The sequence below is a fragment of the Bacillus sp. FJAT-27251 genome (genome assembly GCF_001273925.1).
Classification (GTDB): domain Bacteria; phylum Bacillota; class Bacilli; order Bacillales; family Cytobacillaceae; genus Mesobacillus_B.
The window spans coordinates 1,220,480-1,235,281 of record NZ_LIGG01000001.1 but is presented as its reverse complement, the minus strand read 5'-3'; the positions used below and the strand labels follow the sequence as shown (position 1 = coordinate 1,235,281).

The window sequence follows — 14,802 nt, the reverse complement described above, 5'->3', positions numbered from 1 at the left end:
AATTAGTCGGATTTTGGTCAAATTCCCCCGCTGTTTTCAAAAACTGATCTGTTCTCGTCCTTTATGGTTTTGGCCAGCGACAATGTCCCCAATGTAGCGGCACTTACACCAAATAGGACAAAAACCGTGTATATATCACTATTTATAAATAGCTTTACAAGACCATAAGACAGGACAAGCGCCAATACAGGCGACACAATCCATACTTTTAAGATTTTCGTGATGATCCTCTTTTTAAAAATCTCCCTGCCTTTTTGGGCCACTCCGATGCCTATGATGGCAGAACTGGTGACTTGAGTGAGCGGCACCGGCAGGCCAAAGATGGAGGCAAGGATAACGAGGAATGCTCCGGTACCGGAAATGGCTCCCCCTTCGAGCAGTGAAAAATTCGTTATTTTTTTCCCATTGGTCTGAAGCACTCTTCCGCCCATTGTTACCGCCCCCAAGGCAATGAACAGCCCCCCTATGAAAACACCAGTACCGAGAGGAATAATTTCTGCACCTACAAGCGGCCCGGCCGCATTGGCCACGTTGTTCATGCCTGCCGAGAATGCTTCCAAAAAGCCTACAGCAATGACGAAAATGATTAAGGGCTTTTTCATCTTTTCACTCTTTATTGCAGGATGTTTCTTTTCAACATATTGAATCAGTTTTCCAAACATCACCGCTAAACTGAATGCGATTATTGGCACGATAACCCAAAAACCGACAATGACAAGAATGTTTTTAATGTAAAGTGCCTGATAAGCCACACCGACGCCAACGACGGAACCGACCGTAATTTCACTGGTAGAGAGGGGGATTCCCATCATATTCGCAATAAATAAGGATAGTGCAGCAGAAGACAGGATGATAAGCACGACCTTTGGATCAAGAATATTTGCAGGGATGATCCCGGAACCGATTGTTTTAACGACTTCACGTCCTCCGATAACCGCCCCCAGGAAAATGGCCGCCCCGCAAATCAACAGTGCCTTCCTGCGGCTTGCAATGGCTCCGGATCCGTATGCAATGGAGATGGAAGCTGCAGCACCGCTTGCTCCAATGTTCATTGCCAAAAAAAGTGCGACAGCACATGCTGCATATACAATCAACATGATATTTACCCCTTATTGGTGGAGACCGCATTCAGTCTTGCCAGAACCAGTCCACCTTCCTGAGCGCATGTCATCTGCATTAAAAGCAGGAGCCGTACATGTTCGGCAGCCGATGCTTGGGTAGCCGTTATCATGCAGGATATTATATGGGAGGTCATTGTTGTGGGCATATCGCCAGACATCTTTCCATGTCCAATGGATAAGAGGGCAGATTTTCACACTTCTGAATTTATGGTCCAAATTAAGGAATTCAGTACTCCTTCGGGATTCAGACTGCTCTCTTCTAAGTCCGCTTAACCAGGCAGTCGCACCTGAAAGAACATGTTGCAGGGGCAGCACCTTACGGATTTCACAGCATTTGTTCGGGTTGGATTTCCAAAGTTCACCCCCGTGTTCTCTTGCCTGTTCTTCCAATGTCAGGTCAGGCTGCTTTAATTCCAGATTAAGTTCGGGATAACGTTCCTTAACCTTGTCGATTAGTTCATATGTCTCCTTGAAATGCATATTGGTATCAAGGAAGACCACTTTGGCATTTGGCTTGACCTTTGTTATCAGATCAATCAACACCATACCTTCGATTCCCAGGCTGCAGGCGTAAATCAGTTCGCCGTCTTCATAATGCCCATAGGCCCATTCCAATACTTCCAGTGCACCCTTCGTCTCACTGCCACTTGGAAATTCAGGCTGTATATAGTCACTGAATTGGTTGTACGACAGCTTTTCAACCATTTGATTCCCCCCTATTGTTCAATATTAAAATATACGCTCTGTTATCACTGAATGTTGATTTCACCCTAATTCAAAAAATAAAGGGAGAAAATCCGGTTAATTCGGGAAATATCCCTATTTCCCTTAAAATAAGAGGAGTTTTTCCGGTTATAGGGATCAGAATCATGAATCTTGCCTTCTTTTGAGAAGATAATGGGAATTTTTACCCTTATTTCTGTTTCTTAAGGTGCCTCTGCTACAATAACCGGAAATTCTCCCCTTAATAATTCTCATGCTTCTATGGGAATCAACAATGAATAATAATAGAGCCAAAATATAAAAAGGCAGTCTTAACCCAACGGTCAAGACTGCCTCCAGTTTATCTGGTCAGCAGAGCCATTATTTTAATCTTATTTTTTCGTTTTGTTCAATCTGGACAACAACACCATCTTGGATGATTAGAGTAATGGAGCCGAATTTCATTTTATTCAACAGCTCCTGAACTTTTAACAGCACCGCTTCCTGCTCACTCGCTTTTGTCACTTCAGCCCCTCCAAAAAGATGAACAAGTTTATTCCGACTTAATACATCGGTTTAATTAAATTTATAATAAACCGTATCCAATGTCAATAACTTTCACTGCATTTTCCTGTTTTTAGGTAAATAGTTGTGGGGTCAGGCACACGTTACCGCTTTAAAGCATTCGGGGTCAGGCACCTTGCGGTGCGGTGGGGTTTCAGTGTGTTGAAGGGAATATAAAAAACCAGATGGATTGGATCCATCTGGTTTTGGGTAAGTCGATTATTCTTGGATAGAAGCTACAACGCCAGCGCCTACAGTACGGCCGCCTTCACGAATAGAGAACTTAGTTCCTTCTTCGATTGCGATTGGAGCGATCAGTTCAACAGTCATTTCGATGTTATCTCCAGGCATAACCATTTCTACGCCTTCAGGAAGATTACAAATACCAGTTACATCAGTTGTACGGAAGTAGAACTGAGGACGGTAGTTAGAGAAGAATGGAGTATGACGTCCACCTTCTTCTTTTGAAAGAACGTAAACTTCAGCTTTGAACTTAGTGTGTGGAGTAATAGAACCTGGCTTAGCAAGTACTTGTCCACGCTGGATGTCTTCACGTGCTACACCACGAAGAAGCGCACCGATGTTGTCTCCAGCTTCTGCATAGTCAAGAAGCTTACGGAACATTTCTACACCTGTTACAGTAGTAGATTTTGGCTCTTCAGTCAAACCGATGATTTCAATAACGTCACCGACTTTAACTTGTCCACGCTCTACACGTCCTGTAGCAACTGTACCACGGCCAGTGATTGAGAATACGTCCTCGACAGGCATCATGAATGGCTTGTCAGTGTCGCGCTCTGGAGCTGGGATGTACTCATCAACTGCAGCCATAAGCTCAAGAACTTTTTCTTCCCACTCAGCTTCTCCTTCAAGAGCTTTAAGAGCAGAACCTTTGATAACTGGGATGTCATCGCCAGGGAAGTCGTATTCAGAAAGAAGATCACGTACTTCCATTTCTACTAGCTCAAGAAGTTCTTCATCGTCAACCATGTCGCACTTGTTCATGAATACAACAAGGTAAGGTACGCCTACCTGACGGGAAAGAAGGATGTGCTCACGAGTCTGTGGCATTGGGCCGTCAGCAGCAGATACTACAAGGATACCGCCGTCCATCTGTGCAGCACCAGTGATCATGTTTTTAACATAGTCAGCGTGGCCTGGGCAGTCAACGTGTGCATAGTGACGGTTAGCTGTTTCATATTCAACGTGAGAAGTGTTGATTGTGATTCCACGCTCTTTTTCTTCTGGAGCGTTGTCGATTTGGTCGTAACCGCGTGCTTCACTGCCGCCTGCTTTCGCAAGAACAGTTGTGATTGCAGCTGTTAGAGTAGTTTTACCATGGTCAACGTGACCAATAGTTCCGATATTGACGTGCTGCTTGGAGCGGTCGAATTTAGCTTTTGCCATTAGGATTTCCTCCTTTGATTTTGAAAAGTTAAGTATTTTTAAGGCTGTGAAAAAGGAAAGCCTTTTTCACAGCTATCTTACATTAGTAGTTATACTTGATATAAAAGGGAATTGCAATTATTCACCTTTATTTTTTTTGATGATTTCTTCAGAAACTGATTTTGGAACTTCTTCGTAGTGGTCGAAGTGCATGGAGAACACACCGCGTCCCTGAGTGCTTGAACGAAGAGCTGTTGCATAACCAAACATTTCTGAAAGTGGAACCATCGCACGAACTACCTGTGCATTACCGCGAGCGTCCATACCTTCAACGCGTCCGCGGCGGGCTGTAATCATACCCATGATATCGCCAAGATATTCTTCTGGGATAACGACTTCAACCTTCATGACTGGCTCAAGGATAACCGGCTGACACTTGGAAGCTGCGTTCTTAAGAGCCAGGGAAGCGGCAATCTTAAACGCCATTTCAGAGGAGTCAACGTCATGGTAAGATCCGTCAAACAATCTTGCTTTGATGTCCACAAGCGGGTAGCCTGCAAGGACACCGCGGTCAAGAGCGTCTTCAAGACCAGCTTGTACCGCCGGGATGTATTCACGTGGAACAACCCCACCGACGATGCCGTTCTCGAATTCGAATCCTTTTCCTTCTTCGTTTGGAGAGAACTCAATCCAAACGTGTCCGTATTGTCCGCGTCCACCGGATTGGCGGGCGAATTTACCTTCTACCTGCGCAGAAGCACGGAAAGTTTCACGGTAGGCAACCTGAGGGGCACCAACGTTTGCTTCCACTTTAAATTCACGCTTCATACGGTCAACGATGATATCAAGGTGAAGCTCTCCCATACCGGCAATGATAACCTGTCCAGTTTCCTGGTCAGTATGTGCACGGAATGTTGGATCTTCTTCCTGAAGCTTTTGCAGAGCTGTAGACATCTTATCCTGGTCGGCTTTTGACTTAGGCTCTACGGAAAGCTGGATAACTGGTTCTGGGAACTGCATGGATTCAAGGATAACAAGCGACTTTTCATCACATAGAGTGTCTCCAGTTGTTGTATCTTTCAAGCCTACGGCTGCAGCAATGTCACCAGAGTAAACCTTGGAGATTTCCTGGCGGCTGTTCGCATGCATCTGCAGGATACGTCCAACACGCTCACGTTTTCCTTTAGTAGAGTTCTGGACGTAAGAGCCAGATTCTAGAGTTCCGGAATAAACGCGGAAGAATGTCAGTTTACCAACATAAGGGTCGGTCATAACTTTGAATGCAAGCGCTGAGAATGGCTCTTCATCGCTTGAATGGCGTTCTACAACCTCTTCAGTATCAGGAATATGTCCCTGGATTGATGCAACATCTGTTGGAGCCGGCAGGTAGTCGATAACAGCATCAAGCATCAGCTGGACACCTTTGTTTTTGAATGCAGATCCGCAGATTACCGGATAGAATTCAACATTTACTGTTCCTTTACGGATCGCAGCCTTGATTTCTTCAATCGTCAGCTCTTCTCCGCCAAGGTATTTTTCCATTAGCTCTTCGTCAAGCTCTGCTACCGCTTCAAGAAGCTTTTCACGGTACTCTTCAGCCTGGTCCTTGTATTCATCAGGAATGTCGCCTTCAGTAACATCTGTACCAAGGTCATTTCCGTAGAATCTTGCCTTCATTTCAACCAGGTCGATAATGCCCGTGAATTCATCTTCAGCACCAATAGGCAGCTGAATAGGGTGTGCGTTCGCTTGAAGACGATCATGCAGAGTGCTTACAGAGTAAAGGAAGTCCGCGCCGAGTTTATCCATTTTGTTAACGAATACTACACGCGGTACTCCATAAGTAGTAGCCTGGCGCCAAACTGTTTCTGTCTGGGGCTCAACACCTGACTGGGCGTCAAGTACGGCTACAGCGCCATCAAGTACACGAAGGGAACGTTCAACTTCAACAGTGAAGTCTACGTGTCCCGGAGTGTCAATGATGTTTACGCGATGGTCTTTCCATGAAGCTGTTGTTGCAGCAGAAGTGATTGTGATTCCACGCTCTTGCTCCTGCTCCATCCAGTCCATCTGTGCTCCACCTTCGTGTGTTTCACCGATTTTGTGGATTTTTCCAGTATAGTACAGGACACGTTCGGTTGTGGTTGTTTTACCAGCATCAATGTGAGCCATGATTCCGATATTACGTGTTCTTTCCAAGGAGAACTCTCTTGCCATTGGGTCTTTCTCCTTCCATGTATGAGTGTTTTTTTGTTGAAGGTTAAATTACCAACGATAGTGGGCAAACGCTTTGTTTGCTTCCGCCATTTTGTGTGTATCTTCACGCTTCTTGACTGATGCTCCAGTGTTGTTGGCTGCATCAAGGATTTCGTTAGCCAGGCGCTCTTCCATTGTCTTTTCTCCGCGAAGACGCGCATAGTTGACCAACCAGCGAAGACCTAGAGTAGTACGGCGTTCAGGGCGCACCTCAACTGGTACTTGGTAGTTGGCACCACCAACACGGCGTGCTCTTACTTCTAGGACAGGCATGATGTTTTTCAATGCTTGATCGAATACCTCGATTGCATCTTTGCCTGTGCGCTCTGCGATGATGTCAAATGCAGAGTACAAAATCGTTTGGGATTTACCTCTCTTGCCATCGATCATCATTTTGTTGATTAAACGTGTAACTAATTTGGAATTGTAAATCGGATCCGGTAATACATCTCTCTTTGCAACAGGACCTTTACGTGGCATATAATTTCCTCCTTTCAGAAAGGGTGTTCTATTGTCTTATTATTTCTTTGGTGCTTTTGGACGCTTTGTGCCGTACTTGGAACGTGCTTGCATACGGTTGTTTACGCCAGCTGTATCAAGTGCTCCACGAACGATGTGGTAACGTACCCCTGGCAAGTCCTTAACACGGCCGCCGCGGATAAGAACAACACTGTGCTCTTGAAGGTTGTGGCCGATACCAGGAATATAAGCTGTTACCTCGATTCCGTTTGTCAAACGTACACGGGCATATTTACGAAGCGCTGAGTTCGGCTTCTTTGGTGTCATTGTTCCAACACGAGTACAAACACCACGTTTTTGTGGAGAAGTAAGGTTGGTCTGCGCTTTTTTGAAGCTGTTGTAGCCTTTGTTAAGCGCTGGTGATTTTGATTTTTCCTCGATGGATTTACGAGGCTTGCGTACTAATTGGTTAATTGTAGGCATTTTGTTTCCTCCTTTCACTTCTTTGGTAGACCCACACATCCAGGTGGTTCATTTTTTGCTAAAAACAAAGTCTTTGCAGTCTTACACCACAAAAACAGTTTTTTACATTAAAATTGCTACAGCTGCCGCTCCTACTTGAATCCCGCAAGCTCTGCCGAGTTTTGCCTTTGAATCAACGAAGGCCATTTCTACGCCTGTCTCAACAGCCGTTTTTTTCAGCAATGCTGTAATGGTTGGATCGGCATCCAAGGCTATGATTAATTCCTTCACCTTTTCAGCCTTTAGAGCTTTCACTGTTTGCTTTGTTCCTATAACAAAGTGTTTCGCCTGCGATACTTTTTCATAAGACATGATATCCTCCAAAGCATCTGGTAAATAGGAGCACCTTTGCTATATTAGCACCTTGAGTGGCGGATGTCAACAATCGCATTGAAAAATTTATTCTTCCGTTTTTTACCACTACCATAAAAGAAAAATGCGGCACTTCCCACTAACCAGGACGTGCCGCATTTGTATAAACAGTTCTACTCTACGGTCACAGTGTCTTCAGCTGTCTCATCCGTTAATACTGGTTCTGCTCTGCGATAGCGCTGCATGCCAGTACCGGCTGGAACAAGTTTTCCAATAATGACGTTTTCCTTCAATCCCAGGAGTTCGTCGCGCTTGCCCTTGATTGCTGCATCTGTCAGGACCCTCGTTGTTTCCTGGAAGGAAGCAGCAGACAGGAAGGAATCTGTTTCCAGGGATGCCTTTGTGATTCCCAGAAGCACCGGGCGTCCGGTCGCAGGCAATTTCCCTTCAAGAAGAGCCTTGCGGTTGGCATCTGTAAACTGATGGATTTCAAGCAGGGTGCCTGGAAGAACTTCCGTTTCACCGGCATCGATGACCCTGATTTTCCTCATCATCTGGCGCACCATGACTTCAACGTGCTTGTCACCGATTTCTACACCTTGCATGCGGTAAACTTTTTGCACTTCGCGAAGCAGGTATTCCTGAACAGATTTAACGTCCTTCACCCTCAGAAGTTCCTTCGGATCGATGGAGCCTTCCGTGAGTTCCTGGCCGCGCTCAACCTGGCTGTTTACTGCCACTTTCAGCCTTGCTGTATATGGAGCAGTGTATGTCCGTGATTCCACTTCACCTTGTACCACGATTTCATGCTGGCGGTCACGGCCTTCATTGATTCCGACAACAACACCGCTGATTTCGGAAATGACGGCCTGGCCTTTTGGATTACGGGCCTCAAACAATTCCTGGATACGCGGAAGACCTTGGGTAATATCGTCACCTGCAACACCACCGGTATGGAAAGTACGCATTGTCAACTGAGTACCTGGCTCACCAATGGACTGGGCAGCAATGATTCCGACCGCTTCGCCGACTTCCACTTCCTGGCCTGTCGCAAGGTTGCGGCCATAACATTTTTTACATACGCCATGACGGGTATTACATGTGAAGGCGGATCGGATCCAGACTTCTTCAATGCCGGCTTCGGTGATTTCAACAGCTAAATCTTCCGTAATCAGGCCATTTTCCTCGACGAGAACAGCACCTGTTTCCGGATGTTTGATTGTTTTCCTTGCATAGCGCCCAACCAGACGCTCATCAAGCGGCTCGATGATTTCCGTGCCATCACGCAACGCCCTTACATCAAGGCCTCTGTCTGTGCCGCAGTCGTCTTCACGTACAATGACATCCTGGGCAACATCAACAAGGCGTCGTGTCAGATAACCGGAGTCAGCCGTTTTAAGAGCCGTATCGGCAAGACCTTTACGCGCACCGTGCGTCGAGATGAAGTATTCCAATACCGTCAATCCCTCACGGAAGCTGGACTTGATAGGAAGTTCGATAATCCGTCCAGCCGGGTTGGCCATCAGGCCGCGCATCCCTGCAAGCTGAGTGAAGTTCGATGCATTACCACGGGCACCGGAGTCGCTCATCATGAAGATTGGGTTTGTTTTGCTCAAGGACTTCATCAATTTGGACTGAATTGTATCTTTCGCTGCACTCCAAATGGAGATAACCCGGTCATATCGCTCATCTTCTGTGATCAGACCACGTCTGAATTGCTTCATGACATTATCGACTTTCGTTTGTGCATCATTGATGATCTGCTCTTTTTCGCCCAAGACCACGATGTCCGCCACACCAACTGTAATTCCAGCCTTGGATGAGAAACGGAAACCAAGGTCTTTCATGCGGTCGAGCATTTTTGATGTTTCGGTTATCTGGAATTTCTTAAAGACTTCCGCAATGATGTTTCCAAGAATCTTCTTCTTGAAAGGATCGACAAGCGGCATACCTTTAATAATCTCCCTGACGTCCGCACCTTTTGGAACAAAATATTTCTCAGGAGTCTTTTCTTCAAGATTCGTTTTGGTTGGCTCATTGATATACGGGAATGAAGCCGGCAAAATTTCATTGAAGATCAGCTTCCCGACAGTTGTCAGCAGCAACTGTCCGTTTTGCTCTTCCGTAAAGGTCTGGTTGCCAAGTGAACCGGCATGGACAGCTACCCTTGTATGAAGATGGGCATAGCCATTCTGGTAAGCAAGCAGCGCTTCATTGGTATCCTTGAAGATCATGCCCTCGCCAACAGCGCCTTCCCTTTCAAGGGTAAGATAATAGTTACCCAAGACCATATCCTGGGATGGCGTTACAACAGGCTTTCCATCCTTAGGGTTCAGGATGTTTTGCGCCGCTAGCATCAGCAAGCGTGCTTCTGCCTGGGCTTCAGCTGACAGCGGCACGTGGACGGCCATCTGGTCACCATCGAAGTCGGCGTTGTACGCAGTACACACAAGCGGATGAAGGCGGATTGCGCGGCCTTCGACAAGGGTTGGTTCGAACGCCTGGATTCCAAGTCTGTGAAGAGTTGGGGCACGGTTAAGCAGAACCGGATGCTCCTTGATGACATCTTCAAGCACATCCCATACCTCAGGCTGGACTCTTTCAATCTTGCGCTTGGCCGATTTTATATTATGGGCAAGTCCTTTTTGGACAAGTTCCTTCATGACAAATGGCTTGAACAGCTCCAGCGCCATTTCTTTTGGAAGTCCGCACTGGTACATTTTCAAGTTTGGTCCGACGACAATAACCGAACGGCCGGAGTAGTCGACACGCTTTCCTAACAAGTTTTGGCGGAAGCGCCCTTGTTTCCCTTTCAGCATATGGGAAAGGGATTTTAACGGACGGTTTCCTGGTCCGGTTACCGGACGGCCGCGGCGGCCATTATCAATCAGGGCGTCAACGGCTTCCTGAAGCATCCTTTTTTCGTTCTGGACGATGATGCTCGGAGCACCAAGGTCCAAAAGGCGCTTTAGACGGTTGTTCCGGTTGATGACCCGGCGATACAAATCATTCAGATCGGATGTCGCAAAACGGCCGCCGTCAAGCTGTACCATTGGACGCAATTCAGGAGGAATGACTGGAAGTACATCAAGAATCATCCATGAAGGCTCATTTCCGGAGTTGCGGAACGCCTCCAGTACTTCAAGACGCTTGATCGCACGCGTACGGCGCTGACCCTGTGCTGTCTTCAGTTCTTCTTTCAGCGCATCGACTTCCTTGTCGAGGTCGATATCGGAGAGAAGCTTCTTGATCGCTTCCGCACCCATGCCCGCCTGGAACTTGTTTCCGTATTTGTCGCGGTATGCACGGTATTCCTTTTCCGATAAAAGCTGCTTCTTTTCAAGAGCCGTATCGCCTGTTTCTGTCACTACATAGGACGCGAAGTAAATAACTTCTTCGAGGGCACGAGGCGACATATCGAGCACAAGCCCCATTCTGCTTGGTATTCCTTTGAAATACCAAATATGTGAAACGGGAGCAGCCAATTCGATATGACCCATACGTTCACGGCGGACCTTCGCACGTGTGACTTCCACTCCGCACCGGTCACAGACGACGCCTTTATAGCGGACGCGTTTGTATTTTCCGCAATGGCATTCCCAGTCCTTAGTAGGACCGAAGATGCGTTCGCAGAACAAGCCATCTTTTTCCGGCTTCAAAGTACGATAGTTGATTGTTTCTGGCTTCTTTACTTCACCAAATGACCATGAACGGATTTTATCCGGCGAAGCGAGGCCAATCTTCATATATTCAAAATTATTGACATCCAGCAAGGGGCCTACCTCCCTTTTAATCTAGGGTTTTACCCGTAGTGAAATCATCAGCCAGCCTCTCTCAAAAAGCAGCCTGGCAGGATTGAAAGCCGGGCAGCCTTGCCAGCTGCCGGCTTTCCCCACCCATAATTTCACTTATTCCTTTGATCCTACTTTTTCAGAATCAAGATCCTCTGGTTCCGGAGCAATCGTTAATGATTCGCTATGCTGCAAGTCTTCATCATCATCGAAGTCGCGCATTTCAATCTCTTTTTCATCGCCTGAAAGGATTTTGACATCCATACCAAGACTCTGAAGTTCTTTCATCAATACCTTGAAGGACTCAGGCACGCCTGGTTCAGGGACATTTTCCCCTTTGACAATCGCTTCATAGGTTTTAACACGGCCGACAACGTCATCCGACTTGACTGTCAGGATTTCCTGCAGCGTATAGGCGGCACCGTAGGCTTCAAGGGCCCATACTTCCATCTCCCCAAAACGCTGGCCGCCGAATTGGGCTTTACCGCCAAGCGGCTGCTGCGTAACAAGGGAGTATGGTCCTGTAGAACGGGCATGAAGCTTATCGTCAACCATGTGGGCAAGCTTGATCATATACATGACGCCTACCGATACCCGGTTGTCGAACGGCTCTCCGGTACGTCCGTCATAAAGGACGGTTTTCGCATCGCGGGCCATGCCTGCTTCCTCAATCGTTGACCACACATCTTCTTCCGTTGCACCATCGAATACCGGCGATGCCACATGGATGCCAAGACTTCTGGCAGCCATGCCAAGGTGAAGCTCAAGCACCTGCCCGATGTTCATCCGTGAAGGTACTCCCAATGGATTCAGCATGATATCAACTGGCGTGCCATCCGGAAGGTAAGGCATATCCTCTTCAGGCAGGATTCGGGAAATAACCCCTTTGTTTCCGTGGCGTCCCGCCATTTTATCCCCTTCGGAAATCTTACGCTTCTGAACGATATAAACGCGGACAAGCTGGTTGACACCCGGCGGCAATTCGTCTCCATCTTCACGGTTGAAGACTTTGACATCCAGGACGATTCCGCCGCCGCCATGAGGGACGCGAAGAGAAGTGTCTCGGACTTCCCTTGCCTTCTCTCCAAAGATGGCATGCAGCAGGCGTTCTTCGGCTGTCAGTTCGGTTACACCTTTTGGAGTGACCTTACCAACAAGCAGGTCGCCGTCCTTCACCTCGGCCCCAATGCGGATGATGCCGCGCTCATCAAGGTTGCGGAGCGCATCTTCCCCGACATTCGGGATGTCACGGGTGATTTCTTCAGGCCCCAATTTCGTATCGCGGGACTCTGATTCATATTCTTCTATATGGATCGATGTGTACACATCGTCTTTTACAAGGCGTTCACTCATGATGATCGCATCTTCATAGTTATAGCCATCCCAGTTGATGAAGGCAACCAGTACGTTGCGGCCAAGGGCAAGTTCCCCTTTTTCCATGGACGGGCCATCGGCAAGGATTTCTCCCTTCGCCACATGGTCGCCGACACTGACGATTGGGCGCTGGTTGTAGCAAGTACCCTGGTTGGAACGGATGAATTTCAGCAGCCTGTATTTATCAAGGTCACCTTTGACCTCCTGGCCGTCAACATTCATGACGCGGCGCACCCATACTTCGCGGGCTTCCACATGTTCAACGATTCCTTCATGCTTGCAGATGACAGCAGCTCCTGAATCCTTGGCGGAAACGTGCTCCATACCTGTACCGACACGCGGGGCTTCCGGCTGCATCAATGGAACAGCCTGACGCTGCATGTTCGCTCCCATCAGGGCGCGGTTGGAGTCATCATTTTCAAGGAACGGAATACATGCTGTCGCAGCAGATACAACCTGTTTAGGAGATACGTCCATGTAGTCGACGCGCTCGCGCGGCACGACCGTGTTCTCGCCGCGGAAACGGGCGACAACCATGTCATCCACAAAGGCTCCTTCTTCAGACAGCACTGCATTCGCCTGGGCAACGACATAATTATCTTCTTCATCAGCGGTCAAATAATCAAAATGAGATGTGACCAATCCTGTCTCTGGGTCGACCCTCCGGTATGGAGTTTCAATGAACCCAAAACGGTTTACTTTCGCAAAGGACGACAGCGAGTTGATCAGACCAATGTTCGGCCCTTCAGGCGTTTCAATCGGACACATGCGTCCATAGTGGGAGTAGTGAACGTCACGCACTTCAAAACCGGCACGTTCACGTGTCAATCCACCTGGCCCCAATGCAGACAGACGGCGCTTATGAGTAAGCTCGGCAAGCGGATTTGTCTGGTCCATGAATTGGGAAAGCTGGGAGCTTCCAAAGAACTCTTTGATTGAAGCGATGACAGGGCGGATATTAATCAGCTGCTGCGGTGTAATTGTGTTAGTATCCTGAATGGACATCCTTTCACGAACCACACGCTCCATCCTGGAAAGACCGATTCGGAACTGGTTTTGAAGCAGTTCGCCAACGGAACGCAGACGTCTGTTGCCCAGGTGGTCGATATCATCCGTATCACCAACACCATGCAGCAGGTTGAAGAAATAACTGATGGACGCGATGATATCTGCCGGAGTAATATTTTTAACCGGCTCTTCCACATAGGCATTCCCAATGACGTTGATTACCTTCTCGCCTTCGTCATTAGGTGCATAGATTTTGATAGTTTGAAGCAAAATGTCATCTTCCACCACACCGCCGACAGGTCTGTGGGTCCCAAATCCTACGTCTTTTTCAAGGCTTGGAATCAGCCGGTCGAGCGTACGGCGGTCAAGGGTGGTACCTTTTTCCGCAATGATTTCCCCTGTTTCAGGGTCTACCAGTGTTTCAGCCAGCTTCTGGCCGAACAGGCGGTTTTTAATATGAAGCTTTTTATTTATTTTATAGCGGCCTACACTTGCAAGGTCATACCTTTTCGGATCAAAGAATCTGGAAACAAGCAGACTTTTGGCATTATCCACTGTAGGCGGCTCACCTGGACGGAGACGCTCATAGATTTCAAGCAATGCTTTCTCTGTGCTTTCCGTGTTGTCCTTCTCAAGCGTATTGCGAATATATTCATTGTCACCGATCAAATCGATGATTTCCTGGTCTGATCCAAATCCTAGAGCACGCAAAAGAACCGTAACAGGGAGCTTCCTCGTACGATCAATCCTTACATATACAACGTCTTTCGCATCAGTTTCATATTCAAGCCAGGCGCCGCGGTTCGGGATGACTGTGGCTGAAAAGCCCTTTTTCCCGTTTTTGTCCATTTTCCCGCTGTAGTATACGCTTGGAGAACGCACTAACTGGGATACGATAACCCTTTCGGCCCCATTGATAACGAAAGTTCCAGTTTCCGTCATAAGAGGGAAGTCGCCCATAAAGACGTCCTGATCCTTTACCTCACCCGTTTCTTTGTTAACAAGGCGGACCTTCACTCGTAATGGAGCAGAGTAAGTAACATCTCTCTCCTTGGATTCTTCCACTGGATATTTTGGTTCGGCAAGACTGTAATCAATAAATTCCAGCGACAAGTTGCCTGTGAAGTCTTCAATTGGAGAAATATCCTGGAACATTTCACGAAGCCCTTCATCAAGGAACCACTGATAGGACGCCGTTTGAATTTCTATTAAATTTGGCAGATCCAATACTTCACTGATTCTTGCATAACTTCTTCGCTGGCGGTGCCGTCCATACTGAACTAGTTGACCTGTCAACTGATTCACCC

10 protein-coding genes are annotated in these 14,802 nt (G+C 47.4%); all 10 read right to left on the bottom strand.

Annotation, left to right across the window (positions count from 1 at the left end):
* Positions 1-17: 17 nt before the first annotated feature.
* Complete coding sequence (gene cysP, locus ADU22_RS05745) at positions 18-1,094, bottom strand: sulfate permease (protein WP_053364476.1); 1,077 nt, start codon at positions 1,092-1,094, stop codon at positions 18-20.
* A 15-nt stretch (positions 1,095-1,109) separates the two neighbouring features.
* Positions 1,110-1,826, bottom strand: coding sequence for a phosphoadenylyl-sulfate reductase (locus ADU22_RS05740; protein ID WP_053361317.1), 717 nt, complete (start codon positions 1,824-1,826; stop codon positions 1,110-1,112).
* A 378-nt stretch (positions 1,827-2,204) separates the two neighbouring features.
* A complete protein-coding gene (locus ADU22_RS24135; protein WP_502688757.1) occupies positions 2,205-2,318 on the bottom strand; it encodes a DUF2292 domain-containing protein in 114 nt (37 codons plus the stop codon).
* 288 nt (positions 2,319-2,606) lie between these two features.
* Entirely contained in the window at positions 2,607-3,794 is a 1,188-nt protein-coding gene (gene tuf / locus ADU22_RS05735) for an elongation factor Tu (protein WP_053361316.1), read from the bottom strand.
* 117 nt (positions 3,795-3,911) lie between these two features.
* Complete coding sequence (gene fusA, locus ADU22_RS05730) at positions 3,912-5,990, bottom strand: elongation factor G (protein WP_053361315.1); 2,079 nt, start codon at positions 5,988-5,990, stop codon at positions 3,912-3,914.
* A gap of 48 nt (positions 5,991-6,038) precedes the next feature.
* Entirely contained in the window at positions 6,039-6,509 is a 471-nt protein-coding gene (gene rpsG / locus ADU22_RS05725) for a 30S ribosomal protein S7 (RefSeq protein WP_046524757.1), read from the bottom strand.
* A 39-nt stretch (positions 6,510-6,548) separates the two neighbouring features.
* Entirely contained in the window at positions 6,549-6,971 is a 423-nt protein-coding gene (rpsL, locus tag ADU22_RS05720) for a 30S ribosomal protein S12 (protein ID WP_053361314.1), read from the bottom strand.
* 102 nt (positions 6,972-7,073) lie between these two features.
* Positions 7,074-7,322: a 50S ribosomal protein L7ae-like protein gene (locus tag ADU22_RS05715; protein WP_053361313.1), complete on the bottom strand. Its 249-nt coding sequence runs from the start codon at positions 7,320-7,322 to the stop codon at positions 7,074-7,076.
* Positions 7,323-7,495: 173 nt separating this feature from the next.
* Complete coding sequence (gene rpoC, locus ADU22_RS05710; protein WP_053361312.1) at positions 7,496-11,095, bottom strand: DNA-directed RNA polymerase subunit beta'; 3,600 nt, start codon at positions 11,093-11,095, stop codon at positions 7,496-7,498.
* Between the two features lie 135 nt (positions 11,096-11,230).
* The gene (gene rpoB / locus ADU22_RS05705; RefSeq protein WP_053361311.1) at positions 11,231-14,791 is read right to left on the bottom strand and encodes a DNA-directed RNA polymerase subunit beta; all 3,561 of its coding nucleotides are present in this window, start codon (positions 14,789-14,791) and stop codon (positions 11,231-11,233) included.
* Positions 14,792-14,802: the final 11 nt, after the last annotated feature.

Coding starts and splice junctions, on each gene's coding strand:
- rpsG (WP_046524757.1), bottom strand. CDS start 6,509: ATGCCACGTAAAGGTCCTGTTGCAAAGAGAGATGTATTACCGGATCCG.
- ADU22_RS05740 (WP_053361317.1), bottom strand. CDS start 1,826: ATGGTTGAAAAGCTGTCGTACAACCAATTCAGTGACTATATACAGCCT.
- rpsL (WP_053361314.1), bottom strand. CDS start 6,971: ATGCCTACAATTAACCAATTAGTACGCAAGCCTCGTAAATCCATCGAG.
- fusA (WP_053361315.1), bottom strand. CDS start 5,990: ATGGCAAGAGAGTTCTCCTTGGAAAGAACACGTAATATCGGAATCATG.
- ADU22_RS05715 (WP_053361313.1), bottom strand. CDS start 7,322: ATGTCTTATGAAAAAGTATCGCAGGCGAAACACTTTGTTATAGGAACA.
- tuf (WP_053361316.1), bottom strand. CDS start 3,794: ATGGCAAAAGCTAAATTCGACCGCTCCAAGCAGCACGTCAATATCGGA.